This is a genomic window from Ruegeria sp. BA12, assembly GCF_056539625.1.
Window position 1 is genome coordinate 48,812 of sequence record NZ_JBQFVF010000006.1, and the last position, 26,079, is coordinate 74,890.

Annotated in this window: 28 protein-coding genes; 15 read left to right on the forward strand and 13 right to left on the reverse strand. The window is 60.3% G+C overall.

Translation table 11 applies throughout. The annotated features are described in order from the left end of the window. Positions 1–242 precede the first annotated feature (242 nt). Positions 243–449 (reverse strand): 30S ribosomal protein S21, encoded by a 207-nt coding sequence (gene rpsU, locus ACR0B0_RS12845; RefSeq protein ID WP_005614280.1) that lies wholly within the window; start codon positions 447–449, stop codon positions 243–245. A gap of 111 nt (positions 450–560) precedes the next feature. Here rpsU and ACR0B0_RS12850 point away from each other — a divergent pair, with 111 nt between their 5' ends. Both ACR0B0_RS12850 and ACR0B0_RS12855 read left to right on the forward strand, forming a co-directional pair. Next, entirely contained in the window at positions 561–1,253 is a 693-nt protein-coding gene (locus ACR0B0_RS12850) for a COQ9 family protein (protein WP_170350715.1), read from the forward strand. A 55-nt stretch (positions 1,254–1,308) separates the two neighbouring features. Continuing rightward, complete coding sequence (locus tag ACR0B0_RS12855; RefSeq protein WP_170377834.1) at positions 1,309–2,295, forward strand: NAD(P)H-quinone oxidoreductase; 987 nt, start codon at positions 1,309–1,311, stop codon at positions 2,293–2,295. A 31-nt stretch (positions 2,296–2,326) separates the two neighbouring features. On the opposite strand, the gene ACR0B0_RS12860 is transcribed toward ACR0B0_RS12855, so the two are convergent. Next, positions 2,327–3,184 (reverse strand): DUF2189 domain-containing protein, encoded by an 858-nt coding sequence (locus tag ACR0B0_RS12860; protein ID WP_170350712.1) that lies wholly within the window; start codon positions 3,182–3,184, stop codon positions 2,327–2,329. Between the two features lie 191 nt (positions 3,185–3,375). On the opposite strand from ACR0B0_RS12860, the gene ACR0B0_RS12865 reads away from it, so the two are divergent. Further along, complete coding sequence (locus ACR0B0_RS12865; RefSeq protein ID WP_170412613.1) at positions 3,376–4,359, forward strand: quinone oxidoreductase family protein; 984 nt, start codon at positions 3,376–3,378, stop codon at positions 4,357–4,359. 106 nt (positions 4,360–4,465) lie between these two features. Here ACR0B0_RS12865 and ACR0B0_RS12870 read toward each other — a convergent pair whose 3' ends face one another. The 8 genes from ACR0B0_RS12870 to ACR0B0_RS12905 all read right to left on the reverse strand — a co-directional run bounded on the left by ACR0B0_RS12870 (position 4,466) and on the right by ACR0B0_RS12905 (position 9,777). Then, entirely contained in the window at positions 4,466–4,939 is a 474-nt protein-coding gene (locus ACR0B0_RS12870; RefSeq protein WP_170350710.1) for a YHS domain-containing (seleno)protein, read from the reverse strand. 179 nt (positions 4,940–5,118) lie between these two features. Further along, positions 5,119–5,388, reverse strand: coding sequence for a hypothetical protein (locus ACR0B0_RS12875; protein ID WP_480648086.1), 270 nt, complete (start codon positions 5,386–5,388; stop codon positions 5,119–5,121). Continuing rightward, on the reverse strand, positions 5,385–5,990 hold the full coding sequence (gene plsY, locus ACR0B0_RS12880; protein WP_480648088.1) for a glycerol-3-phosphate 1-O-acyltransferase PlsY: 606 nt from the start codon (positions 5,988–5,990) through the stop codon (positions 5,385–5,387). Before plsY ends, ACR0B0_RS12875 begins: the two co-directional genes overlap by 4 nt. Further along, positions 5,990–7,270, reverse strand: a complete 1,281-nt coding sequence (gene pyrC / locus ACR0B0_RS12885) for a dihydroorotase (RefSeq protein ID WP_170516704.1) — start codon at positions 7,268–7,270, stop codon at positions 5,990–5,992. The genes plsY and pyrC overlap by 1 nt, the downstream gene beginning before the upstream one ends. Then, positions 7,267–7,653: a hypothetical protein gene (locus ACR0B0_RS12890; RefSeq protein ID WP_226689300.1), complete on the reverse strand. Its 387-nt coding sequence runs from the start codon at positions 7,651–7,653 to the stop codon at positions 7,267–7,269. Before ACR0B0_RS12890 ends, pyrC begins: the two co-directional genes overlap by 4 nt. Next, positions 7,638–8,156 carry a hypothetical protein gene (locus ACR0B0_RS12895; RefSeq protein ID WP_480648090.1) on the reverse strand — a complete coding sequence of 173 codons (519 nt, stop codon included), beginning with the start codon at positions 8,154–8,156 and terminating at the stop codon, positions 7,638–7,640. The genes ACR0B0_RS12890 and ACR0B0_RS12895 overlap by 16 nt, the downstream gene beginning before the upstream one ends. After that, positions 8,153–9,088, reverse strand: coding sequence for an aspartate carbamoyltransferase catalytic subunit (locus ACR0B0_RS12900; RefSeq protein ID WP_170412619.1), 936 nt, complete (start codon positions 9,086–9,088; stop codon positions 8,153–8,155). Before ACR0B0_RS12900 ends, ACR0B0_RS12895 begins: the two co-directional genes overlap by 4 nt. Positions 9,089–9,147: 59 nt before the next feature. Beyond that, the gene (locus ACR0B0_RS12905) at positions 9,148–9,777 is read right to left on the reverse strand and encodes a scavenger receptor class F, member 2 (protein WP_480648092.1); all 630 of its coding nucleotides are present in this window, start codon (positions 9,775–9,777) and stop codon (positions 9,148–9,150) included. A gap of 85 nt (positions 9,778–9,862) precedes the next feature. Between ACR0B0_RS12905 and ACR0B0_RS12910 the strand changes: the two genes are divergently transcribed. From ACR0B0_RS12910 to ACR0B0_RS12935, 6 genes are all read left to right on the forward strand, one after another. Continuing rightward, complete coding sequence (locus ACR0B0_RS12910; RefSeq protein WP_480639040.1) at positions 9,863–10,627, forward strand: uracil-DNA glycosylase; 765 nt, start codon at positions 9,863–9,865, stop codon at positions 10,625–10,627. Next, positions 10,627–11,226, forward strand: a complete 600-nt coding sequence (locus ACR0B0_RS12915; protein WP_170350703.1) for a metallophosphoesterase family protein — start codon at positions 10,627–10,629, stop codon at positions 11,224–11,226. The genes ACR0B0_RS12910 and ACR0B0_RS12915 overlap by 1 nt, the downstream gene beginning before the upstream one ends. Next, the gene (locus ACR0B0_RS12920) at positions 11,223–11,843 is read left to right on the forward strand and encodes a LysE family translocator (protein ID WP_480638690.1); all 621 of its coding nucleotides are present in this window, start codon (positions 11,223–11,225) and stop codon (positions 11,841–11,843) included. The genes ACR0B0_RS12915 and ACR0B0_RS12920 overlap by 4 nt, the downstream gene beginning before the upstream one ends. Before the next feature lie 6 nt (positions 11,844–11,849). Next, positions 11,850–12,392 carry a molybdenum cofactor biosynthesis protein B gene (gene moaB, locus ACR0B0_RS12925; protein ID WP_480648094.1) on the forward strand — a complete coding sequence of 181 codons (543 nt, stop codon included), beginning with the start codon at positions 11,850–11,852 and terminating at the stop codon, positions 12,390–12,392. Positions 12,393–12,498: 106 nt separating this feature from the next. Next, complete coding sequence (locus ACR0B0_RS12930) at positions 12,499–13,953, forward strand: efflux RND transporter periplasmic adaptor subunit (RefSeq protein WP_480648096.1); 1,455 nt, start codon at positions 12,499–12,501, stop codon at positions 13,951–13,953. Positions 13,954–13,958: 5 nt separating this feature from the next. Next, entirely contained in the window at positions 13,959–17,360 is a 3,402-nt protein-coding gene (locus tag ACR0B0_RS12935) for an efflux RND transporter permease subunit (protein WP_170350696.1), read from the forward strand. Here the strand turns inward: ACR0B0_RS12935 and ACR0B0_RS12940 are convergent. Next, a complete protein-coding gene (locus ACR0B0_RS12940; RefSeq protein ID WP_170350694.1) occupies positions 17,330–17,776 on the reverse strand; it encodes an NUDIX hydrolase in 447 nt (148 codons plus the stop codon). The two genes, ACR0B0_RS12935 and ACR0B0_RS12940, sit on opposite strands and share 31 nt — an antisense overlap. 3 nt (positions 17,777–17,779) lie before the next feature. Further along, the gene (locus tag ACR0B0_RS12945; RefSeq protein ID WP_480648098.1) at positions 17,780–18,592 is read right to left on the reverse strand and encodes a protein-disulfide reductase DsbD domain-containing protein; all 813 of its coding nucleotides are present in this window, start codon (positions 18,590–18,592) and stop codon (positions 17,780–17,782) included. 146 nt (positions 18,593–18,738) lie between these two features. On the opposite strand from ACR0B0_RS12945, the gene ACR0B0_RS12950 reads away from it, so the two are divergent. Further along, positions 18,739–19,293, forward strand: coding sequence for a YqgE/AlgH family protein (locus ACR0B0_RS12950; RefSeq protein ID WP_170350691.1), 555 nt, complete (start codon positions 18,739–18,741; stop codon positions 19,291–19,293). Here ACR0B0_RS12950 and ACR0B0_RS12955 read toward each other — a convergent pair whose 3' ends face one another. Then, complete coding sequence (locus ACR0B0_RS12955) at positions 19,294–20,244, reverse strand: L-threonylcarbamoyladenylate synthase (RefSeq protein WP_170350690.1); 951 nt, start codon at positions 20,242–20,244, stop codon at positions 19,294–19,296. It abuts the gene before it with no gap. A gap of 138 nt (positions 20,245–20,382) precedes the next feature. Between ACR0B0_RS12955 and ACR0B0_RS12960 the strand changes: the two genes are divergently transcribed. The 5 genes from ACR0B0_RS12960 to ACR0B0_RS12980 all read left to right on the forward strand — a co-directional run bounded on the left by ACR0B0_RS12960 (position 20,383) and on the right by ACR0B0_RS12980 (position 26,037). Next, positions 20,383–22,086, forward strand: a complete 1,704-nt coding sequence (locus ACR0B0_RS12960) for an acyl-CoA dehydrogenase family protein (RefSeq protein WP_170350689.1) — start codon at positions 20,383–20,385, stop codon at positions 22,084–22,086. Then, entirely contained in the window at positions 22,086–23,132 is a 1,047-nt protein-coding gene (locus ACR0B0_RS12965; RefSeq protein WP_170551684.1) for an MBL fold metallo-hydrolase, read from the forward strand. The genes ACR0B0_RS12960 and ACR0B0_RS12965 overlap by 1 nt, the downstream gene beginning before the upstream one ends. A gap of 4 nt (positions 23,133–23,136) precedes the next feature. Continuing rightward, positions 23,137–23,589 carry a DUF6173 family protein gene (locus ACR0B0_RS12970; protein WP_170350687.1) on the forward strand — a complete coding sequence of 151 codons (453 nt, stop codon included), beginning with the start codon at positions 23,137–23,139 and terminating at the stop codon, positions 23,587–23,589. A gap of 62 nt (positions 23,590–23,651) precedes the next feature. Beyond that, positions 23,652–25,490, forward strand: a complete 1,839-nt coding sequence (locus tag ACR0B0_RS12975) for a glycerophosphodiester phosphodiesterase (protein ID WP_480648100.1) — start codon at positions 23,652–23,654, stop codon at positions 25,488–25,490. Next, entirely contained in the window at positions 25,477–26,037 is a 561-nt protein-coding gene (locus tag ACR0B0_RS12980; protein ID WP_480648102.1) for a hypothetical protein, read from the forward strand. The genes ACR0B0_RS12975 and ACR0B0_RS12980 overlap by 14 nt, the downstream gene beginning before the upstream one ends. The last annotated feature ends 42 nt before the right edge of the window (positions 26,038–26,079 follow it).

Sequence of the window (26,079 nt, forward strand, 5' to 3'; positions counted from 1 at the left end):
GTCGAACGGACGGACAGAGCGGTTTAGATTTCAGGCGAATTTCAGCAGGGGCGTGCTACCGATACGGGATTCGCTGCGCTGCAAAATGCCGGGCAAAATGTTGCTTGGCCCGATTTAGCAGCTTGTCGCCTAAGGCTGAGGCGGACTCGGCGGAATGCAACCGGTGATAGAAACGACAAACCCCCGGGCGATGCCTCGGGGGTCGTCAAATAGTGTCATCCAAAGCTGGACGAGCGAGGTGCTTAGAGCAAACCTTCGCGCTGTGCTTTCTTACGTGCCAGTTTACGGGCACGACGGATCGCTTCAGCCTTCTCGCGCGCTTTTTTCTCGGACGGTTTCTCGAAATGTTGCTTCAGCTTCATTTCACGGAACACGCCTTCGCGCTGCAGCTTTTTCTTCAGGGCACGAAGCGCCTGATCGACGTTATTGTCGCGAACACTAACCTGCATGTGGTTGTCACCACCTTTCTAGATAGAGTTGCAAGGAAATTGCAGGAGTTGGCCGTATAGCAAAGCCGGTCTATCTTGTCTAGTACTGGCCCCGAGAACCGGAGAACCGCCATGACCGTTACCTATGAAGATGCAAAACAACAGCTTTTGGATGCGATGCTGACCCACGTGCCCTTTGACGGTTGGTCTGAAACTAGCTTTCGCGCCGCGATCATTGATTGCGATCTGGATGACGGTTTGGCGCGCGCGATCTGCCCCAGAGGCGCGGTTGATCTGGCGCTGGCTTTTCATGCGCGCGGGGATGCGGTCATGGTAGAGCGTCTGAAATCCACCGACCTGAGCGAGCTGAAATTCCGCGAGCGCGTGGCCGCTGCCGTTCGGTTCCGGCTCGAGGCTGTGCCTGACAAGGAATTGGTGCGCCGGGGCATGACGCTGTTTTCGCTGCCGACCCATGCGGCGGATGGGGCCAAGGCGCTGTGGCAGACCTGCGATCTGATCTGGGACACGCTGGGCGATACCTCGGACGACGTGAACTGGTACACCAAGCGCGCGACCTTGTCTGGGGTCTATTCTTCGACCCTGTTGTTCTGGTTGGGGGATGATTCGCCGGACCACCAGAAAACGTGGGAGTTTCTGGACCGTCGCATCGACAATGTCATGCAATTCGAAAAGCTCAAGGCGCAGGTGAATGGTAATCCGCTGTTCAAACCGTTTCTGGCGGTGCCGAACTGGTTTGCCAGTCAGGTGAAACCGCCCGTGAAAATGCGGGTCGACCTGCCCGGGATGCTGAATCCGCGCAAGTAAGCATCTGGGCCTTCCAGAAATTGCCTGCTAGGCATTGGGCAAAGGAGATTTGCCCATGACCGAGACAATGCGCGCCGTTGAGATCACCAAACCCGGCGGACCGGAGGTTTTGCAACTGACCGACCGTCCCGTACCGGAACCCCAAGCCGGTCAGGTGATCCTCAAAGTGGCATATGCCGGGGTAAACCGCCCGGACGCGTTGCAGCGCGCTGGGGCTTATGATCCCCCGCCGGGTGCCAGCGATTTGCCAGGCCTGGAGGCGTCGGGCGAGGTCGTGGCGATCGGTGCGGGTGTCGATGGCCTGTCGGTTGGTGACAAGGTCTGTGCGTTGTTGCCCGGCGGTGGCTATGCCGAATATGTCGCCACGCCCGCTGCACATTGCCTACCGGTTCCCACAGGTATGGAAATGAAAGAGGCCGCCTGCCTGCCCGAGACCTTCTTTACCGTCTGGTCCAACGTCTTCATGCGCGGTGGGTTGAAAGCGGGTGAGCGTTTTCTGGTCCATGGCGGGTCCAGCGGTATTGGCACGACGGCCATCCAACTGGCCAATGCGTTTGGCGCACGGGTCTTTGCAACCGCCGGGTCGGCCGATAAATGCGAGGCTTGCGTCAAACTGGGGGCCGAAAAGGCGATCAATTACCGCGATGAGGATTTCGTGGGTGTCCTGCGCGCCGAAGGTGGGGCGAACCTGATCCTCGACATGGTTGGGGGCGATTATATCCCGCGCAACGTCAAGACCCTGGCTGAAGACGGGCGCCTGGTGCAGATCGCCTTTTTGCAGGGCCCGAAGGTCGAACTGAACTTCGCCCTGATGATGGTCAAACGGTTAACCCTGACCGGCAGCACCCTGCGCCCACAAAGTGATCTGGCCAAGGCAAAAATTGCGCAGGATCTGCGCGAGGCGGTCTGGCCATTGCTGGACGCCGGAAGGGTGGCGCCCGTGATGGACAGCGAGTTCGCGCTGGCCGACGCCGCCGCTGCGCATGCGCGTATGGAAAGTTCAAATCACATCGGCAAAATCGTTTTGAACGTCGCCGGATAAGCTGACCAGCGCGCGGTTCAGGCCGCGCGCTTTAGGCGACGGCCCGGCGGTACAGGTGCCATGTGGCGTGGCCCAGCACGGGCATCACCACAATCAACCCCAGCAGCATCGGGATTGCGCCAATCACCAGCAAGGCGGCGACAATGAAGCCCCATGTCAGGATCACTCCGGGGTTTTGCCGCAGCACCCGGACCGAGGTCACAACCGCCACTGGTAGACCCACTTTGCGGTCCAGCAATAACGGAAAGCTGACCACGCTGATGGCTAGTGCGACCAGAGCAAACAGGAATCCTACCGCGTTGCCAAAGATGATCATTGTCCAGCCCGCACCGGTGGTGAACACCTGCGTGACAAAGGCGCCTAAGGATGTGGGCAGATCAGGGCCCAGCGTGTGGACGTAGATGCTCTGCGCTACCATCAGCCAGACAAGCAACAGCATGACAAGATAGAAACCCAACATCAAAATGGCACCGAAAGATGGCGATCGGAACACACCGAACGCATCCAGCCAATGCACTTCTCCCCCTTGTTCGCGTTTGCGGCTGATCTCGTACAGACCCACTGCGGCTATTGGGCCGATCAGAGCAAACCCCATGATCAGCGGCGCCAGCAGCGGCACCATGTTGCGGTTCAGCCCGAACCCGAACATCAACAATCCTGCGATCGGGTAGATCAGCACGATGAATATGGCATCTGCTCTGGTTTCCAGAAAGTCATTGTACCCAGCCTGTAGACAAGCCCGCAGGTCTTGCATTGTTAAATTTTGCACCACCGGCAGATGCCGCGTATCCGCGCTGCCGATATGGTTGACGCTTTCAGCTATGTGATCACCGGTCGCACCGATATTCTGGGCGGCCCAGCTAATCGGATTTCCAATCGTTTTAGCCATTGATTTCCCCTCCCTTTGCGTATCGCGCAGCAGGGTGGATCCGGCATCGATTGCCTGAGGCCGGACCAGCCGGCAACGCCCAGATAGCAGTATAGCACATTTTTTCACGTTACGGTTGCGTGACGCGGAAATGTGCCGATTGCCCTGATTTTCAGGCGTGTTAGCTTGGTCGCAGGCAACAGGAGGTCAGCATGCAGCAAACGGCAAGAACCGTCGTCATTCACGAACACGGCGGCCCCGAAGTTCTGAGGATCGAAGACCGCCCCGTCGGGGACCCCGGCCCCGGCGAGGTGCGTATCCGCCATCATGCCTGCGGATTGAATTTTATCGACATCTACCAGCGGATCGGGCTGTACCCGATGGATCTGCCGCACGCTCTGGGGATGGAGGCCGCAGGCGTGATCGAAGCTGTTGGCGAAGGTGTGACCCATCTTGAGCCTGGCCAACGTGCAGCTTATGCGGCGGCACCGGCAGGCGCCTATTCTGAAGCCCGGGTGATGCCCGCAGCGCAGGTTTGTCCACTACCTGACGGGATTCCGTATGATGCGGCGGCGGCGATGATGCTAAAGGGATTGACGGTCGAATATTTGTTTCACCGAACGACGCCGTTGAAACGTGGCGATACTGTTTTGTTTCACGCGGCCGCTGGTGGCGTAGGGCTGATCGCGTGCCAATGGGCCAAATCCGAGGGGATTACTCTGATCGGAACCGCCGGGACCGACGAAAAATGTAGCCTTGCCCAATTCAACGGCGCTGCGCATTGCATCAATTACCGCACCGAAAACTTTGTCGAGCGCGTAGCCGAAATCACCGGTGGCAAGGGGGTGGATGTGGTGATGGATTCCATCGGGGCGGATACGTTCACCGGATCGCTGGACTGTCTCAAGCCGTTGGGGATGATGATTTCCTTCGGCAATGCGTCAGGGTCTGTGCCGCTGATAGATATTGGGATGCTGGCGAAGAAGGGCTCGCTCAAGATCACCCGCCCGACTTTGTTTACCCATATTGCCGATCACGCGGTCTGTCAGGCGATGGCCCGACGTCTGTTCGGCAAGGTTGAGGGCGGTGAGGTCAAGATCCATATCGACCAGCGCTTTCCGTTGGATCAGGTGGACGATGCGCATCGTGCGCTTGAGGCACGACAGACCACTGGCAGCACGGTGCTGGAATTGTAAAACTCATCAAGTCCTGGGCAAATGTCACAGGGCCTGTCGCCAGCGGGAACAAACAAAAACGGCGGCGAGTGACCTCGCCGCCGAAAGACTGTCAGATGTCAGCAAATTATTGCTGCAGCTCAGCCGGATCTTTGTCAGCAATGTTTTCCCAGTTCACACCGGCTTTTTCGATAAAGCCCGGAACGTCGCCTTCCCAGCGCTCCTGAATGTCTTTCGACAGGTTCAGGTACAGTTTGTTGTCAACGATTTTCCAGTAGTTCGGGTCGCCGTCGAACTTGAAGCCCATCGCGGTGCCGAATGCGCAGTAACCGCCATATGCGGGCAGGTACGCTTCTGGGTTTTCTTCAAAGGCAGCTTTGTTTTCTTCCGAAGCAAAACGGTACAGCGCGTCGTTGTGCAGGGTCGAGATGCGGTAATCGCCTTTGGTCGGCTCGCCTACGGTGAAATATGCAACCGGGTCATAGCCCTGCATTGCCAGACCGGTCGAGCTTGCGTTGATCTCAACACCAGCGGCCAGCGCCGAGCTTGCGATTGCAACGGACAGCGCAACGCCGCCCAGAATGGATTTGAACTTGTTCATGGTTTCACCTTTCGTGAATAGGCTCGCTCTAGAGCACCTGAATTTTGCCCGGGCAAACCGGATTTTGTTTTTGCGACGCCGGTAATTGGCCGTCACAGAACCTCAATTGGGCAGCGCCCTGATCACGTTCAAGACAATCAATTGTGAAGGTCCGGTAACACAAGTTTTGGTGATGCAGATTACGTATCCGGGATCAGAGCGGTGACGAATGAAACGACCTTATCGGCAGGCATTTCACAGGGGCGCAGCAGGGCACCACTTTGTCGCGTCAAATACAAGTTCATGCTGATATAGTCCGGGCCGCCAAGCTGATGGGCCACCAGTTTGAGAGACCTTCCAGCGCCAAGAACCGAACGGCTGACCACATAGCGCCGCCCATTGGCATAACCGGTAAACGTACCCTCGGGCAACGCGAAAAAGGCGTTCAGAAAACCGGTTGGCGCAATCACGATTTGCCGATTTTCGGCTCGGTTCCCGCCTTGATCCGCGCCAGATTGGCGCTGTGGCGCCAGTAGACCAGCAGGGTTAGGATGATGCTCAGCGCAAAGGCTGAACTGTCCGTCAGCACAATCACCCAGACAACCGACATGGCCGCAGCCACCAGCGCGCCCAGTGATGAAATCCGCCAGATCGCTGCAGCCACCAGCCATGTCAGGCAGCAGGCCACACCTACGCGCCAATCCAGCGCCAGCCACAGGCCCAGAAAGGTGGCCACGCCCTTGCCGCCGTTAAAGCCCAGCCAGACAGGAAAGCAGTGGCCCAAAAAGGCGGCCAGCGCCGCGATCTGGGCGACGTCTTCCCCAGCCAGTGCCCGCGCCAACAGAACGGCCACCGCGCCCTTGGCGGCGTCAAAGATCAGCGTCAGCGCCGCGGCTGCCTTGTTGCCGGTGCGCAGCACATTGGTTGCCCCGATATTGCCTGACCCGATATTGCGCAGGTTGCCCAGCCCCATGACCTTGGCGACGATCATGCCAAAAGGAACAGACCCCATCAGATAACCAAGCACAGCCCAGAGGATCAGCTGGGTCATCGAACTGTCAAATGGCGGCATCAGGGTCTCCGGTAAACTTCTTGTCCAGCCACGTAGGTTGCGGTGACCTTACCTTGCATCCGCTGGTCGTCAAACGGTGTGTTTTGCGATTTTGATTTCAGCGAGAACCGGTCCAGCACAAAGGGCACATCCGGGTCAAACAGCACCAGATCGGCGGGCGCGCCCTCGGACAGGCGACCGCTGTCCAGCCCCAGCCGTTTTGCCGGGTTCAGCGCCATGGCCCGGAACAGCGTCGGCAGGTCCAACTGTTCCGAATGATACAGGCGCAGGGCTGCGGGCAGCAGCGTTTCCAACGCAACGGCGCCCGAGGCGGCCTCTTCAAACGGCAGGCGTTTGCTTTCCTCGTCCTGCGGTGTGTGCATCGAGCTGATGATGTCGATCAAGCCGCTGCGCACGGCCTCGATAACCGCCTGACGGTCATCTTCGGACCGCAGCGGCGGCTTGACCTTGAAGAAAGTCCGATAGTCGGCCACGTCCAGCTCGTTCAGCGTCAGATGGTGGATCGAAGTGCCCGCGGTGATGTCCAGCCCGTTGCGCTTGGCGCGCTCTAGCGCGGGCAGAGCGCGGGCGGTGGTGATCTGATCGGCGTGATAGGCAGCGCCAGTCATTTCCAGCAGGGCAATATCACGGTCCAGCCCCATGCGTTCGGCCATGGGCGTGACGGCGGGCAATCCGCGCAAGGTTGCAAACTTGCCGCTGGTCGCGGCGGCCCCGGCGCTCAGGACAGGTTCCTGTGGGTGCGCGATAACCAGCGCGTCGCAAGACCGCGCATAGGTCAGAGCGCGCGAGAATACCTTGGTGTTGGTGACAACGTGATCGCAATCGGTGAACGCCACCGCGCCCGCATCTTGCAGAAAACCGATCTCGGTCATCTCACGCCCGTCGCGTCCTTTGGTCAGGGCGGCCATGGGCAAGACGTTGACCGGCGTATCCGCCTGCGCGCGGCGGGTGACAAATTCAAGGCTTTCGGGCGTATCGATGGCCGGGCTGGTATCGGGGCGGGTAACGATGGTGGTCACACCGCCGGCTGCTGCTGCCAGACCGGCGGATTTATAGCTTTCCTTGTGCCGCTCGCCCGGTTCGCAGACTTTGACGCCGATATCGACGATGCCAGGGGCAAGGCAGTGCCCGCTGCAATCGATGATTGGCGTATCCGTGGACGGTGCGTCGCCGTCACCGCGCGCGGTAATCTGGCCGTTGCCCACCTGCAGCCAGCCAAGGCTGTCCGTGCCGGTTTCCGGGTCGATCAGGCGGGCGTTGGTGAAGGTCAGGTTGCTCATGCCAGTGCCCTTTCGATTGCGGCTTTGGTGGCGGCGGAATCCGCCTGATATTTGATCAGGTGCTTGTCGCCGCCCTTGGTGACGATCTGGACAAAACTGCCCATGATATTGACCGCCTTGATCTGGTTCAGGGCCACCTTGCGCGGGCCGGGGCCGGTGAGGGTGGTGTCCGTCATCGTCCAGGTGGCGACCAGTTCTTCCGAGGCCATGTACCATGCCCGGATGCCGACGGCGGCCAGACCGGCAGGCGCACCGGTCCAGGGATAGGGGTTTCCAATCAGCCAAAGCACAATCATCGCACCCGCCATGGCCACGGCGGCCAGCCATGCGTTGGTGCGAATATAAGTGCCTCTGTCGGGCGAGAAGGTCACAGGATCAGCCACAGGATGCCTCCGACGGCCAAAAGGATCACTAATGCCAGAACGGCAGAACCGATGCGGCGGGGTTGGTCGTTTTGGGATGCGGGTTGAGGGGCCGAGAACGGTTTTGCGCTTTCGGTTTCGATCGGACCGCCGGTCCAATTGGTAGCCTCTTCGGTGAACAGCCCGATCAGGCGCAGCCGTTTGTCCGGGATCAGAGTGGCTGCGTGACCGCCAAAGGCAGCGCTGCGGACCACCATGACCCAACCCGTTATGGCTTCAAGCGCTGTGCGATCCAACTGATCGGCGGACACGCCGCAGCCCTCGTTCAGATAGCCATAGAGCCCCAGGTCCTCGAGGTCTGAGACCGCAAAGACGTCGATCTGTTCAGGGTCCAGCCCCGCGACGCCCAGAATTTGATCGGCGGCACCGGGTTCACGCAGAAATTTGGCTTCTTCCGGGCGCATGTTCAGCGTGAACAGGCGGATCACGCCGCGTTCATGGGGGGCAACGGTCAGATCGCTCATGCCACCTCGCGCAGGTTGTGGGCCAAAAGTTCCATCGCAGCCATGCGGACGGCGACCCCCATTTCAACCTGTTCCTGAATGACCGAGCGGTTGATGTCGTCGGCCAGGGTCCCGTCAATCTCGACCCCGCGGTTCATCGGACCGGGATGCATGACGATGGCGTCGGATTTGGCCAGCGCCAGCTTGGCGGCGTCCAGCCCATAGCGGTGGTAATACTCACGCTCGGACGGAATAAAGCCGCCATCCATCCGTTCCTTTTGAAGGCGCAGCATCATGACAACATCAACTTCCCTAAGGCCCTCATTCATGTCGTCATAGATCTCGGCACCAAATTCGGCAAAGTGGTCGGGCACCAAAGTGGGCGGGCCGATCAGACGGATGCGGTTTTCCATCTTGCCCAGCAGGATCAGGTTCGACCGTGCCACGCGGGAATGGGCGACATCGCCGCAAATGGCGATGTTCAGCCGGTGCAGACGGCCCTTGGCGCGACGGATCGTCAACGCGTCCAGCAAGGCCTGTGTCGGGTGTTCATGCTTGCCATCGCCCGCATTCAACACCGCACAGTTGACTTTTTGCGCCAGCAGATCGACGGCGCCGGAATGCGGATGCCGCACCACCAGCAGATCGGGATGCATCGCGTTCAGCGTCATGGCGGTGTCGATCAGGGTCTCGCCCTTTTTGATCGAACTGGCCTGCATCGCCATGTTCATTACATCCGCGCCCAGCCGCTTGCCCGCTAGTTCAAAGCTGGCCTGCGTGCGGGTCGAGTTTTCGAAGAACATGTTGATCTGCGTCAGCCCCGACAAAACGTCGGAATGCTTGGTCGATTGCCGGTTCAGGTCGACATATGTCTCGGCCAGATCAAGAATAGCGGTGATATCGGATTGCGACAGATGCTCGATGCCAAGAAGGTGACGATGGGCGAAACGCATGGGCGGGCTCCTGTCTGACAATCGGGCCGCTTATAGGAAGGTCCGCGCGCCTAGGCAACCTAAGGATCGGTTCCTTCTGGCAGTTTCTCGCATCCACCCTCGGGCAGGCATTGTTCGCCGGGTTTGCACCATTTGCCATAGCCGCAGTCGATGGCCTTGATCGGCACGCATCCCTGATGTTCGGAACACTTGAACCCGGGGCGGCATTGCGAGCCGGTTTCCTCGCACAAAAACCATCCGGGGCGCGAGCATCCGCCGCCCGGCAGACAGGACGATCCCGCACCGCAAGTCAGGCCATCATCGCAGACGGTGGGTAGGCCTTCGATTGCTGTGTTGGGGTCAAAATTGGGCGTGATGCGTTCACATTCGCGGCGCGCATTGCAGATCGAGCCGCCCGGGCAATCCGCGCGCGAAGTACAACTGTTCGCCCCCGCAGGCGCGCATCGCGTGCCCCCCGCAACGCAGCGCTCAAACGGGCCGCAGGTGCGCCCGCCCCCGCAATAGGTGCCACCCAGAGGAATGCAATGGCCATCAAAGCTGCATCTCTGTCCGCCCGAACAGCACCTTGTGCCGCATTGGAACTGGCCGGGGCGGCATTGGCCGTTGCGGTCGAAAAGCTGCGCAAAAGCAGGGCCGCTGAGGGTGGTCAGCAGCAAAGTAATCATAAGGAATCGCAATAGAACCATCATGAATACTCTCATGGTCGGTGCGACGGACCGCCCGATCAAGGCCTATTCGCTTTCCCTCGTTCAAAAGCTGGTTAGATTGAAGAGTATGGAATCGGCTTTGGACTATCATACGGCACGGGCTCTGCTGGAGTGGCAGATCGAACTGGGTGCAACGGACGCAATCGGCGATGCGCCGGTTGACCGTTTTGCTTTGCCTGACACTGCGCCCAAGACTAAAAAGCCCGCCGTGGCCCAGGCTGCCCCGGGCAAACCCAAGAAAGTAGATCCAGTTGCCGTCGCGAAAGCGGCAGCCCAAGGTGCTGGGTCGCTGGACCAATTGCGTTCGGCGATGGATACGTTTGAGCATTGCGAGCTGAAGCGTGGCGCGCGGCAGTTGGTCTTTGCAGATGGCACGCCGGGCGCACGGGTCATGATCATCGGCGAAGCGCCAGGCCGAGAAGAGGACCGTGAAGGCAAGCCCTTTGTCGGCCGCGCCGGGCAATTGCTGGACCGGATGCTGGTGGCGATTGATCTGGATCGCACCCAGAATGCCTATATCACCAACGTCCTGCCCTGGCGCCCGCCGCAGAATCGCGACCCGAAACCCGAAGAGATCGGGATGATGAAACCGTTTCTGGAACGGCATGTGGCGCTGGCCAAGCCCGAGGTTCTGGTGATTATGGGCAATATCAGCTGTCAGGCGGTGCTGGGCAAGCGCGGTATCACTCGGTTGCGCGGGCAATGGGCACAGGCGCTGAACCTACCGGTCATCCCGATGTTCCACCCCGCTTACCTGCTGCGCCAACCACAGATGAAGCGGCAGGCCTGGGCTGATCTGCTAGAGCTGAAAGCCCGGCTGGAGGGCAAGTGATGCGCATTCTGGCCTTTTCCGATCTGCATATGGCACGCAACCGCGCGGCCGAGGTCGTCGCGGCCAGCGCCGAGGCCGATCTGGTGATCGGGGCTGGGGATTTCTGCAATGCGCGACAGGGGTTGGACCAGGCGATGGCGATGCTGTCCGGCATCACCGCACCGTTCGTGATGGTGCCCGGCAATGCCGAAAGCGCGCAGGAACTGGTCAAGGCCGCGCCGGAAGGTGACCATGTGCTGCACGGCGCCGGCATGACATTGGACGGCCTGCGGCTGTTCGGGCTGGGGTATGGCGTGCCGGTTACACCATTTGGCGACTGGTCCTGTGACCTGACCGAGGCTGAGGCCACTGAATTGCTGGACCGTTGTGACGCGGCGGATATTCTGATCGCGCATTCACCGCCCAAGGGGTACGGCGATGTCACGTCGCAGGGCGATGCGGTGGGGTCCGTGGCCGTGCGCGACGCAGTGGAACGCCTGCAGCCGCAACTTGCGCTGTGTGGACACATCCATGACAGCTGGGGCTATCGCGGCAGCCTAGGCCGCACGCAGATCGCCAATCTGGGCCCCAAGGTAAATTGGTTCGAGGTCACCTTATGATAGAAATGGTCACGCTGCTGGCGTTTATTCCGGCAGCTTTGGCACTGAATTTCACCCCCGGCGCAGACATGTTGTTTTGCTTTGGGCAAGGTTTGCGGTCAGGTGCCAAACCGGCTTTCGCTGCAAGCGCGGGAATTTCCCTCGGATCGATGGTTCATGTTTTTGTAGCGGGGCTTGGGTTGGGGGCCGCCGTAGCTACGATGCCATGGCTGTTCGATGTAATCCGCTGGATGGGGGTGGCTTATCTGCTGTATTTGGCATGGGGCGCGATCCGGAACGGGGCGGTGTCCGCCGATGCGCCTGCAAAGCCCACAAGCCACGCCTTTCGCGACGGGTTGGTGGTGAACCTGACCAATCCCAAGGTCATCCTGTTCGTTTTGGCCTTTATCCCGCAATTCGTGAATCCCGCCATAGGTCCGATCCTGCCCCAATTCCTGATTTTGGGCGTCATCATCGCGCTGGGCGGGTTTGTGGTGAATGGGCTGGTGGGCGTATTTGCCGGGGGCGCGGGGAAGATTCTGATCTCGAACCCGCGCGCCTCACGTATTATGGGCTGGGTGACCGGGGGAATTTTCGCTGCCCTCGCCATCCGGCTTGCCATCATGGAAAGGGCCTGACACCACATGTCACGCATCGACGAAAGCATGGAATTCATTCCGGTTCGGATCGCAGTTCTGACCGTCTCGGATACGCGATCGCTAGAAGATGACCGCTCAGGTCAGACATTGGTCGACCGGATCGAACGTGCGGGTCATTCGGTGGCCGACCGCAAGATCATCCGCGATGAGCGCGGTGAGATCGCGGCGCAGTTGCGGCTGTGGGCCGGTGACCCGGACATTGACGTGGTGATCTCGACCGGTGGCACCGGTTTGACCGGCCGCGATGTGACGGTTGAGGCGCACCGGGACGTCTATGAAAAGGAAATTGAGGCATTCGGCACTGTTTTCACCCTCATTTCGATGGAAAAGATCGGCACTTCAGCGGTGCAATCCCGCGCCACGGGTGGCGTGGCCGAGGGCACTTATCTGTTTGCACTGCCCGGCAGCCCCGGTGCCTGCAAGGACGCCTGGGACGGTATTTTAGAAAAACAGTTCGATTACCGGCATCGTCCCTGCAATTTCGTGGAAATAATGCCAAGATTGGACGAACATCTCCGACGGAAGTAGACTGGTTGCACGTATAACTGATTGTAACCGCTTTGTGGCTTGGCATTTTTCCGTGCCCGGCTACGTTTTGCATATGGTAGCCTGATGCGACCGGGGTAAGTGATAGATGCGATTTTTGAGGCAAAGCCTTGTTGGTGTCTTTCTGGCGTTTCTAACGCTGGCCTTGGTATTTGTCGCGGTACAGCTGATTGTCAGCGCGGTGCAAGAGGCCCTGAACCGCGACAGTGAGCCACCCGAGGGCCGCGAACGCATTTTTGCCGTCAGCGTGCAACCGGCCGAGTTAGAGACGGTAATCCCCTATCTCGAAGCCTTTGGCGAGGTGCAAAGCCGCCGCCGCCTGGAGCTGCGCGCCGCATTGGGCGGGCGCGTGATCTCGTTGGCTGAGGATTTTGAGGATGGCGGCGTCGTCACCACCGGCGAGGTTCTGGTCGAACTGGACCCGGCTGACGCACAATCGGCCCTGGACCGCGCCAAGTCCGACCTGCTGGACGCTCAGTTCGAGGAACGCGATGCCGAACGCTCACTGCTTTTGGCGCAGGATGAGTTGAACTCGGCCGAGGCGCAGGCGGCCTTGCGTGGACGTGCCATGCAGCGTCAGAAGGATTTGCAAAGCCGCGGGGTGGGCACGCCTGCCGCCGCAGAAGAGGCCGAACTGGCCGAAGCGGCCGCACAGCAGGCGGTTCTGGCGCGCCGTATCGCACTGGCGCAGGCGGAATCGCGCGTCGATCAGGCAACCACGTTGTTGGCCCGTGCCCGTATCGCGCTTGAGGCCGCTGAACGCGATCTGGACGACATGACCGTCCGCGCGCGGTTTGCCGGGACGCTGACGGATGTGACCCTGGTCGAGGGCCGGTTGGTTGCGGCGAATGAAAAACTGGCGGAATTAGTGGATCCCAACGCGCTTGAGGTCGCGTTCCGTGTCTCGACTGCGCAGTTTGTGCGCCTATTGGATGCCCAGGGTAATCTGATCGAGGCGCCGGTGACCGTATCGCTTGAGGTAACAGGAACCGATCTGATCGCCACGGGGCGCATCAGCCGCGACAGCGGATCAGCGGGTGAGGGGCAGACTGGCCGTCTGATCTATGCCCGTCTGGACGACGCGCCCGGTTTCAAGCCTGGCGATTTCGTAACGGTCACAGTACAGGAACAACAGCTGGACAATGTGGTGCGTTTGCCATCATCGGTTCTTGATGCGGCGGGCACGGTGCTGGTGCTGGGCCCCGATGACAGGCTCGAGGCGCTGCCTGTGCAACTGATCCGTCGCCAGGGCGATGAGGTGTTGTTGCGCGGTGATGGTCTGGTCGGGCGCGAGGTTGTTGTTGGCCGGACGCCGCTGTTGGGTGGCGGGGTTCGGGTGCGGCCACTGCGGATCGAGGCCAATGCCGGGGCGGAACCGGACATGGTTGAATTGTCGGATGAACAACGCGCCCAACTGGTGGCGCGGGTCGAGGCCAGCGATCAGATGCCGAACGACGTCAAGGCTCGTGTTCTGGGACAATTAAGCGAGAGCCGTGTCCCGGCCTCACTGGTGCGCAGCATCGAGACCCGGGCAGGAGGGTAAGCGCCATGATGCGCGACATCCCCGGCGCGGCGGGCGGTATCCTCAGCTACTTCACCCGCCACCGGACGGTGGCCAACCTGCTGTTGTTGGTGATGCTGGTGCTGGGCGCGGCGGCGATCCCGTCGATGCGGGCGCAATTCTTCCCGGACGTCATCCTTGAACGTGTCGATGTCAACGTCGAATGGGAAGGTGCGGGCCCCGAGGATGTGGACAATGGCATCGTCCAGCTGCTGGAACCCGCTCTGCTGGCGGTCGAAGGGGTTGCCAGCGCGATTTCGACCTCGCGCGAGGGACGCGCCAATATCCGGCTGGAGTTTGAGCCGAACTGGGACATGTCGCGCGCCGTAGATGAGGTCAGAACCGCCGTCGACAGTGTGACCAACCTGCCTGATGACGCCGAAGAACCCTCGATCCGGCGTGGTGCGTGGCGGGATCGTGTGACGGATGTGGTCGTGACCGGCCCCGTTGACCCGGATCAACTGGCCAAGTTCACCGACGAGATGATCAACCGCCTGTTCGCCGCTGGCGTGACCCGCACCACGATTCGCGGCCTTGCCGCGCCGCGCGTGGTGGTCGAAGTGCCAACGGCGCAATTGATCGCCAATGACATCACCCTGTCCGAGATTGCGCAGGCTATAGCCGCTGAAGCGATGGCCAGCCCCGCAGGTGATGTCACGGGCGCCAATGCGCGCATCCGTACCGGCACCGAAAAGCGCACCCCCGAAGAGATTGAGGGCATTGCGCTGCGCAATTTTGCCGATGGCTCAAAACTTTTTATCGGGGATGTTGCGGATATTCGGGTGGAAGGCGTCAATCGCAATCGCAGTTACTTTGTTGGCGAAAACCCCGCCATGTCGGTGCGCATCGACCGTTCGAACCTGGGAGATGCGATTCAGATTCAGCACTCGGTCGAGGATGTGGTGGCCGAACTGCAGGCCAGCCTGCCCGAAGGAGTGACGATCGAGCTGATCCGCACACGTGCGCAGGCGATCACTGACCGCTTGGATATTCTGGTGGACAACGGTCTGATGGGGTTGGGCCTTGTGGTGTGCCTGCTGTTTTTGTTCCTGAATGCGCGTATCGCCTTTTGGGTTGCGGCGGGTATCCCGGTGGCAATGTCAGCGGCGATTGCGTTCATGTATATCGGCGGGCTGTCGATCAACATGATTTCGCTGTTCGGGCTGATCATCACGCTGGGCATCGTGGTGGATGACGCCATTGTTGTTGGTGAACACGCCGATTTCCGTGCGCGCCGGCTGGGCGAGGCTCCGATCGTGGCCGCCGAACGTGCTGCGCGGCGCATGGCGATGCCGGTATTCGCCGCCACCCTGACCACCGTGATCGCCTTTTTTGGTCTGACTGCCATCGGCGGCCGGTTTGGGGAATTGATCTATGACATCCCGTTCACTGTGATTGCGGTGCTGATCGCCTCGTTGATCGAATGTTTCCTGATTCTGCCCAACCACATGGCCCACGCTATCGCGCATTCGGCGAAAGAGCATTGGTATGACTTGCCCAACCGCGTTGTCAATCGCGGGTTTCGCTGGGTGCGCGATCACCTGTTCCGCCCGCTGATCGCCTGGGTGGTTTGGGCCCGCTATGTGGTTGTGGCCGTGATGGTGGTGATCCTGGCCAGCCAGATTGCGCTATTTATCAAAGGTGACGTGAACTGGCGCTTTTTCAACGCGCCCGAACGCGGCTCGGTCACTGGCAACTTTATCATGGCCGAAGGTGCGACCCGCGAAGATACGCTGGCGATGATGCGCGAGATTCAGCGCGCTGCCGAAGAACTGGGACAGATTTACGAAGAACGCCATGGCCGCAATCCTATCGATTATGTGTTGGCCGAGGTGGGTGGAAATGCCGGATGGTTCAACCCGCCCGCCGCAGAAGGCAAGGATCAGGACTTGCTGGGCGGGATTTCAATCGAGCTGATCGACGCCGACCTGCGCCCCTATTCCAGCTTTGAGTTCGTGGGTGAGTTACAGGATTTTGTACCGCGCCATCCCAAGGTCGAGATGCTGACCTTCCGCGGCTGGCGGTCCGGGCCCGGCGGTGATTCAATCGAGGTGCAGTTCTATGGCGCCGACGTGAACACGCTCAAAGCAGCTTCCGAAGATCTGCGGGCCGAATTGGCGAAATACCCCGAGGTTTCGGCGCTGCAGGACGACCTGGCCTATGACAAGGAAGATTTCATTCTGGATTTGACACCCATAGGGCAGGCGCTGGGTTTTCGTATGGAAACGCTGAGCCGTGTGTTGCGGGATCGTCTGAACGGGATCGAGGCCGCGACTTTCCCCGATGGTCCGCGCAGCGCCGAAATCCGTGTCGAATTGCCCGAAGGTGAACTGACCGCCGATTTTCTGGAACGCACCCTTATGCGCACGCCGGATGGCGTCTATGTGCCGCTGGCCGATATCGTCTCGGTCGAGCGCAAGTCGGGCTTTTCGACGGTGCGGCGCAATAACGGCCTGCGAGTGATTACGGTGGGGGGTGACATCTCCGAGGATGATCCGGCCCGTGCGGCAGAAATTGCCCGGGCGCTGAATGACGAGATCCTGCCCAATATCGCCGCCGAACGGCAGGTCGAATGGCGGTTGACGGGCCTGAGCGAGCAAGAAGATGAATTCCTGACCGAGGCGCGCACCGGCCTGATCCTGTGCCTGACCGGGATCTACCTTGTGCTGGCCTGGGTTTTTGCCAGCTGGACGCGACCTTTGGTGGTGATGGCGATCATTCCGTTTGGATTGGTGGGCGCGATCTGGGGGCACTATATATGGGATGTACCGCTGAGCATGTTTACCGTGATCGGCCTGCTGGGGATGACTGGGATCATCATCAACGACTCGATCGTTCTGGTCACGACCATCGACGCCTATCAGCGAGAGCGGGGGTTGGTGCCGTCGATTGTCGAAGGCACGGCGGATCGACTCAGACCCGTGATGCTGACGACGCTGACGACGGTTTTGGGGCTGACACCGTTGCTGTATGAAGGCTCGCAACAGGCGCAGTTCCTCAAACCTTCGGTGATCACGCTGGTGTACGGGCTGGGTTTCGGAATGTTCCTAGTGTTGTTACTGGTGCCGGCGCTGCTGGCTATTCTAAACGACCTGTCACGCCCGATGACTGCGTTGCGCCGGGCGATGCGGGCACCGGATCGAGTGGTGCAGGGCACGGTGATGGCCACCGGGCTTGTGTTGCTGCTGTGGTTTGGCATGACGATGATTTGGCCCGCGATGACTGGCGCGCCAGTTGGTTTGTTGTCAGGGCTCTACCCGGGGGATGAGGGCATCGCGGCGCTGCATATGGGGCTGGGAGCGTTCCTTGCCGGTGCGCTACCAATTCTGATGCTAAGCGTCGTGTTGTCCGGCTTGCTTTACGTGCGGCTCAAGGGACGGGCGGCTTGACGCGCCTGCAGCGCGGTTTCCAGCAGATCGACGACTCGATCACTCATGGGCAGGTCACCTTGTCTGATCTGATCTATCGAAAACCAACGGGCGTCCAGCGCATCGTCCCCTGCGACGGGAGAACCTGAACGATATTCACAAGCGACCCCGACCAGCAGGTAATGCGACTGCACAGCGCCCTGTTCGTCGCGGCGCAGAAGGTCCAGATTGTCAAGATAACACAGCGGTTCCGCGATGACCGAGGTTTCCTCGCGCAACTCCCTTTGCGCGGCTTGCATCACCGTTTCGCCCCATTCCACATGCCCACCGGGAAACCCCCAGAGCCCCGCATCTGGCTGTTTGCTGCGCTGCACCAGCAGCACGCGGGTTTCATGCACCACAACGGCCAGCGCGCCGATCTTAGGAGTATTCCCCATCTCTCAGCCCGCGCTGCATCCCTGAATGTCGACGGCATGATTGGCGCCCAGCACCGTGATCCGTATGTCGGACCGGTCCAGCGCAAATGGTCCGCCCGAGGCGCTGATCACCTCGGATGTGGCCACCAGGGTCCCGCCCTGCCTTGTCGTTTCGGGTTCCGAGGCCCAAAGCGTGGGGTTTCCCGGTTCGATCACCGCAACCTCGCGCCCTCCGGCCGAGGGCATGGTTACGCGGGCTTCGATCCGCATACCGTCTGATGTGGGGGTCAGATTGCAGCTGGCGGCAGTCACCTGAGCCTCTTTCGCGGAATAGGGGCGTTGGGCCAGTGCTGCGGCAATGGCTGGGTTGCGCCCGGCGTCAGCGTCCAGCGTATGGTCGAAATCCAACGTCTCGGGGATGCAGACATCCTTGCAGACGCCCAAATCCATTTCCCCACGCAACCGCACGGGTTTGGCGGGGTCGCTTGGAGTAATTTCAACAGGCAGCACCAGTTGATCGGCATAGCCCAGCGATTGCAGGCCATTTTGTACAAATACGTGGGGCGCAGGCCAGGTGATCGCCACATCACCCACATTTTGCGAGCGGTTCCAATCAAACTGCGGCGGGATACCAGCGTCACCGGGTGCGCGCCAATAGGTTTTCCAGCCGTCCTTCAGCGTCAGCCGCAGCGCCCCCAGATAGGTGCCATTGGCCGTACGCCCACCATCAAGCACATCCAGTTGCACAACATCGCCCTCAACCTGCGCATGGACGGGGGCGGTCAGGGCGAAACAAGCGGTCAGAGCGGCCGCGGTTGATTTAAGATAACGCGTCATACCCCATAGATGCGTGGTCTTGCCGGTGATTCCAAGTCACGTTCGGGTCACCGTGATGAAATCTGGCGAAATGTGACCTGATCCCTTGCCAACCCCCACGTGCCGGGGCCATTGTTGAAGGAAGACGAAGCAAGAGTTTTAAATCCATGGATCTGACCGGAAAACTGTTGATCGCGATGCCTGGAATGGGTGATCCACGTTTCGATCACTCGGTGGTGTATATCTGCAGCCATGGCGAGGACGGGGCAATGGGCCTGATTGTCAACAAACCGTCGGATTTGCGGATCAAAACCCTGCTCAGCCAGTTGAACATCGCCTGCAGCATCCCTGTCGTGGGCGAACGTCTGGTTCATTTTGGCGGCCCGGTTGAGATGTCGCGCGGATTTGTCCTGCACAGCGCGGATTACGATGCCAACCTGCATTCCATGCAAATCTCGGATGATTTCAGCATGACCGCGACATTGGATGTGCTCGAGGATCTGGCCTCGGGGCGGGGGCCTTTGAATTCGATGCTGGCGCTGGGCTATTCCGGATGGGGTCCCGACCAGCTAGAGGATGAGATTGCCATGAACGGTTGGCTGACCACCGAGGCGACCTCGAAACTGGTGTTCGACGTTCCCGATGATGAAAAGTGGGAGGCTGCGCTGGCGACGCTGGGGGTTGATCCACTGACCTTGTCGGCCAGCGCCGGGCGCGCCTGATCAGCTGTCGCGCGGCGCGGCGGCGCGGCGCAGGCGGTCATTGATAGCCGCGCCCAATCCATGATCGGGGATCGGTGACACCGCAATCGGGCGGCCTGTGGTGTTCAACCTGTGCAGGGCCGAGAACAGGTTTGCGGCGGCTTCGGTCAGATCACCGCTATCTGACAGGTTCAGATCACACGGAACAGCGCCAAACCCCAGCAAAACCTCGTCACCCTGCGGGCCGGCCGCATTCAGGCGTACGGGTGCGTCGGGGGCGTAGTGCGATTGCAACTGGCCCGGCGCGGTCAGTACATCCGAGGCCTGATGCAGGTGCAGTTGTGTATTCAAAACGGTTTCGATCTGTTCCAGCGCCACACCGCCGGGGCGCAGCAATGCGGGCTCTCCGGCCAGTCCAACGATGGTGGATTCCAGACCAACACCGCAGGGGCCGTCATCCAGTATGGCCGCGATACGCCCATTCAGACCCGCGCGCACGTGATCGGCAGTCGTAGGGCTGATCTGACCGGAGGGGTTGGCCGATGGCGCTGCCACCGGCCCGTCAAAGGCTGACAGCAACGCCCGGGCCGTACCATGTGCTGGGACTCGAACCGCCAGCGTCTCTAGCCCGGCTGTGACCAGCGGTGAAATCCCGTGCCCCTGACGCAGAGGAAGAACCATTGTCAGGGGACCGGGCCAGAATGCGGCAGCCAGTGTCTCGGCCCGCTCGGACCATTCGACATATCGCTGCGCTGCCTCGGCAGAGGCCACATGCGCAATCAACGGGTTAAAGCTGGGTCGTCCCTTGGCGGCATAAATGCTGGCCACGGCTTCGGTATTGCGGGCGTCACCGCCCAGTCCATAGACAGTTTCAGTGGCGAAGGCGACCAGCAGGCCCTGCCGCAGCAGGTCAGCTGCCTGTGCGATTCCGCCCGGATCGGCGGCTAAATCCAAAGTGCCGTTAGGGTTCATTTCATGTGACGCCGCGTTTTGATTGCTTGCAGAACAAGGCCAGTTACGTTTCCGACCAATCAAGGATGCATAAAGGTGGGCATTGCAATTTCCAACCCCACCCGCCAAAAACCGACCCAAACAGACCCGGGGGAAGACATGCCATACCGCGCGCCCATTTCCGACTATGAATTGTTGTTCCGCCACGTCGTCGGATTCGATCAAATCGCGGCGACCGAGAAGTTTTCGGAAGCCAGCGAAGATGTGGTCGGTGCGATCCTGTCTGAGGCCGGCAAGATGTGCGAAGAGGTAATGGCCCCGCTGCAACGCCCCGGTGATCTGGAGCCATCGCGGTTGGAAAATGGCGTGTTGCGTACATCGCCCGGTTACGTAGATGGGTGGAAGGCGATTGCCGAAGGCGGTTGGATCGGGATGAGCGGCGATCCAGAGTTCGGTGGTATGGGCCTGCCGATGGCCCTGACCACCGCTGTAAATGAGATGATGTCGGCCGCGTGCTTGTCGCTGCAACTGGCACCGTTGATGACGCAAGGCCAGATCGAAGCGCTGGAACATCACGCCAGTGACGAGCTGAAATCGCTGTACCTGCCAAAGATGATGACGGGCGAATGGTCGGGCACCATGAACCTGACCGAAGCGCAGGCCGGATCGGATGTGGGGGCTTTGTCTTCCAAGGCAGTGCCCAACGGCGACGGGACCTATTCGGTTTCGGGTCAGAAGATCTTTATCTCTTGGGGTGACAACGACTTTACCGAGAATGTATGCCATCTGGTGCTGGCGCGTCTGCCGGATGGTGTGCCTGGAACCAAGGGGATTTCTCTGTTTTTGGTGCCCAAGTACCTGCCCGATGAAAACGGCAATCCCGGTGTGGCCAACGATCTGAAAGTGGTGTCGCTGGAACATAAGATGGGCCTGCACGGCTCACCGACCTGTGTGATGCAATATGACGGGGCCAAGGGCTGGCTTGTTGGTAAGGAACATGGCGGCATGGCTGCGATGTTCACCATGATGAACAATGCCCGCCTGGGTGTTGGTGGTCAGGGTGTTGGGGCTGCCGAGGGTGCCTACCAGCACGCGCTGGCCTATGCGCTGGACCGCAAGCAGGGCAAGACGCCCTCGGGCACCATCATCGACCATGCGGACGTGCGCCGGATGCTGATGAGCATGCGCGCCGATACCTTTGCCGCGCGCGCCATCATGCTGGCCAATGCGGCTGCTATCGATATGGCCACGGCCACCTGTGACGCCGAATGGTCCGCACGCGCCGCGCTGCTGACCCCGATCTGCAAGGCCTTCGGAACTGAAACAGGCATGCGCGTCTCGGAAACCGGTGTGCAGGTTCACGGCGGTATGGGGTTCATCGAGGAAACGGGCGCAGCCCAATATTACCGCGACGTCCGCGTCACCGCGATTTATGAGGGCACCAACGGCATTCAGGCCATGGACCTTGTGGCGCGCAAGATGATGGATGGGGGCGAAGCAGCCTCGCGCTTGTTGGACGAGATCGAGGATCACGCCGAACAGGCCCGCGCCAGCCTGCCGGGTCTGGCGGGTCCCGTATGGGAGGCGACCGAAAGCCTGCGCGAAGCCACCGAGTGGATCGTGGCGCAATCGGACATGAACGCTCGGTTTGCCGGTGCTGTGCCTTATCTGCACGCCTTCGCCCGCGTTTTGGGCGCGCATTACCACCTGAAGGCGGCGCTGGCTGACCCCGAAGGTCCGCGCCTGAAACTGGCGCGGTACTACATCAACGCATTGCTGCCGGAATATGCCGGGCTGCTGACGCAGGCGCAGAACGGGGCCGAGGACATCTATGCACTCACTCCTGAGGAGCTGGCGGTGTAATGGACGGGGATACACCTTTGGCAATCCGCTATCCTTGGCCTGAGCCTCCGGCGCAGGGCGAGGCGATCGAGGTTGCTGAAGGGGTGCTGTGGATGCGCCTGCCGCTGCCCATGGCGCTGGATCACGTCAACATCTATGCGCTGGACGATGGCGATGGATGGACAGTGATCGACACGGGCATGTCTTCGAACAAGACCCGCCGCATCTGGGAAACCCTAATGGGGGGTCCGCTGGGCGGCAAGCCGATCAACCGGGTGGTCGTGACCCATCACCATCCCGACCACGTGGGCAATGCAGGCTGGTTTCAATCGGAGCACGGCGTGGAACTGGTGGCCTCGCGTACCGCATGGCTTTTCTCGCGCATGCTGCAGTTGGATGTGCAGGAAAGCTGGCCGCAGGAAACGCTGGATTATTACCGCAGCGCGGGCATGGACGCGGGTGTTCTGGCCAAACGGATGACCGAGCGTCCGTTCAATTATTGCGACACGGTCTATCCAATGCCTCTGGGCTTTACCCGGATCAAGCAGGGCAGCGTCATCCGCATGGGTGGCCGTGACTGGGACGTTCATATGGGCAACGGGCACGCCCCTGAACACGCCACGTTCTGGAGCCGCGATGACAATCTGGTGATCACCGGGGATCAGATCCTCAGCTCGATCAGCCCCAATCTGGGCGTCTATGTCACCGAACCTTTGGCTGATCCCGTGGCCGAGTGGCTGGAGGCATGTGAGCGTCTGCAAGGCTTGGCGCGGCCTGATCATCTGGCGCTGGGTGGGCACAAGCTGCCTTTTACCGGCTTGCCGCTGCGCATGAAGCAATTGATCGACAATCACCACGGCGCGCTGGACCGGTTGCAGGACTATCTGGACCAACCCAAAACCGCGGCCGATTGTTTTATGCCTCTATTCAAGCGCCAGATCAAAGAAGGCGAGTACGGGCTGGCTTTGGTCGAAGCGGTTGCACATCTGAACCATCTTTACCACATTGGTACTGTCAACCGGACGCGCCGCGCTGACGGGGCGTGGGAGTTTCAGCGCAAAGGGTAAAGCCATGCAAGACCAGATCGAAACATCGGCCGAGGCAGCAGAAGCGGCAGCTTTGCCCCGTTGCTATGAGGTCCACGCCAACCCGGACGCGAAATCCGGTGCCAAGGATCTGCCCGGACAGCTGCAAAAACCGGTCGAGACCAAAAGCCCGGCGCAATGGGCTTATGAGCGGCTGATCTTGTATATCCAGAACTTCGAACAAACGCTGACCGGTGATCAAGAGGTCGCCATGGGCTTTACCGGTGGCGATGCGGGCGTGATGCGGATCGAGGGCATGGGTTATTTTGATCCCGATATCATCACTTTTTACGGCTCGGACGCGACCGGTGCGCGAACCCAGCTGGTGCAGCATGTCAGCCAACTGAATGTGATGCTGCGGGCCCTGCCCAAGTCGGTCGAGGACAAGCCCGCCAATCGCATTGGATTCCGGTTGGCCAAGGATCTGGAAGAAAGCTGATCGCCTGACTTGCAATTCACGTCTACGCAGCCTTGAATGAGTGCAACTTTCAAGGGGGCCACGTGACCAGTTTCTCAGACGTTACAACTGCCTACAGGCGCGCCTGGGCGCGCCGTCGCGTGTTCGTGCCGATCTACATCGCCGTGCGCCTGCTTCTGGTGGCATTGATTGCACCGGGCGTGGCGATCACCGTAAACCTTGCCGTGTCGCTGTCGAATCAAACCGCGCTGACGGATCAGGCCATCGCCGCCTTTATCCTGTCACCCGCCGGTTTCATCGCTGCTGTTGCTGTGCTGAGCCTGTTTCTTCTGGCCGAAGTGTTTGTTTTCTCGGTCATGGCCGCATCGTTGCGGATGGGCGAAGCCGATCCATGGCGTGCGGGCAGTTCCGCCATCGGCCTGATCCTATCGCGCCTTCCGGCACTATTTGGATTTGCCGTGCGCTTCGTGCTGCGCGTTCTGCTGCTGGTGCTGCCTTTTGCTGTGGTTGCAGCACTGATCGCGTGGTGGACGCTGACCGAATATGACATCAACTATTACCTGACCTTCCATCCGCCCTCGTTCTGGGTCGCGGTGGTATTGATCGGAGCGGTAGTTCTGGTCATGGCCTGGGTGTTGATCCGCAGGCTCTCGGCTTGGGCGCTGTCGCTGCATCTGGTGCTGTTCGAAAATGTCCACCCTGGGCATGCCTTTAACATCAGCACCAGCCGGATGGAGGGCAAACGTGGACGCCTCAAGATCGAACTGGCGATATGGCTGATCCTGCGTCTGATCATCGCCGCGCTGATTGCCTGGGTCGCGGGTATCCTGTTCACCATCGTTCCCCTGCAGGGCGCCAGCCATCTGCGTCTGGCCTTGCTTTACAGCCTGTTGGTGGCGGGGGTTTGGTCTTTGGCCGGATTGGTGCTGGCGGCGACCGCGCTGGGCGCGTTGGCAGTGTTGCTGGATGGTTTTTTTGAGATCAAGACAGACGAGCCATTGCATCCCGAACCCGGCAGCCTGCATATTCCGCTGTTGGCAACCGTCGGCGCAGCCGTGGTGGCTGTGTTGATCGGGTTGTGGTTTGGTCAGCATTTGCTGGAACGTGTGCAAGCTCCCGACCGTGCCGAGGTCATCGGTCATCGCGGCGCCGCGGCGGTGCGCCCGGAAAACACTATGGCCGCAGTGCTCAAGGCCATCGAAGACGGTGCGGACTGGGTTGAAATCGATGTGCAGGAAACGGCGGATGACGTGGTGATCGTCGCCCATGATAGCGATTTCATGAAACTTGCGGGCGTGAACCTTAAGGTCTGGGATGCGACGATGGAGGATGTTGCCCAGATCGACATCGGCAGCTGGTTTGGTCCCGAATACGCCGATGAACGCACCCCGACTCTGCGTGAGGTGCTTGAGGCCGCAAAAGGTAAAGCCAAGGTAATTATCGAGCTGAAATACTACGGCCATGACGTCGATCTGGAAAACCGCGTGGTGGCCCTTGTCGAAGAGTTGGGGATGCAGGACGACATTGCCACCATGTCGCTGAAATACCCCGCCGTGCAAAAGATGAAGTCCATCCGCCCCGATTGGCGGGCTGGCGTTCTGGCGGCAACGGCGGTGGGTGACCTAACAGGGCTTGAGGGCGATTTCCTTGCCGTCAACGCCGCGATGGCGACGCCGGGTCTGGTGCGCTCGGTCCATGAGGCGGGCAAGGATATTTATGTCTGGACAGTGAATGATCCGTTGCAGATGTCGGCCATGGCCTCGATGGGGGTGGATGGGCTGATTACCGACCGTCCTGCAATGGCGAATGAGGTACTGCGGGTGCGGGCCAAAATGGGCCCGGCTGAGCGGTTGCTGTTATGGATGGCGACCACTTTTGGCATGTCCATCGACACAGAGGCGATGCGCGATGAAAGCCCATAAGCTAGCGACCTTGCTAGCAGTAATGGCCGCCCCGGCAACGGCACAGGAATTCATGCGAAACATCGAAATGCCAGCCCACCGCGCGCTGATCGCGCAACGTGGGGATGCCGAGCCCATTCCCTTTGAAACAGATGGCTGTTCCGGCGGTTTGTCGGCCAGTTGGCGCTTTGTGGCTGAAACCTTCCCCAAATTCAGCGCGCTATACGAGGCGCACCCGCCGTGGGAATATTGCTGCGTGACCCATGACCGCGCCTACCACAACGCTGGTGGCGCATCGAACGCCGAGCAAAGCTTTGACGCGCGCCAGTCGGCGGATGACACGCTGCGCGCCTGCGTCAAACAGCACGGCGATGACCATGCCGAGGATTATGCCCAACGCTATGACATGACCCCCGACCAGATTCGTACGGCACACTTCTTTACGGCAGAGGCGATGTATACCGCCGTGCGTTTGGGCGGCGGGCCCTGTTCCGGCCTGCCCTGGCGGTGGGGGTTTGGTTATCCGGGATGTTCCGTGTTTCAATCCGTGACCCCTGCGCGCGAATGACGTGGTGACAGGCCTCGATTTTTCGATTATCCAACATCTCAA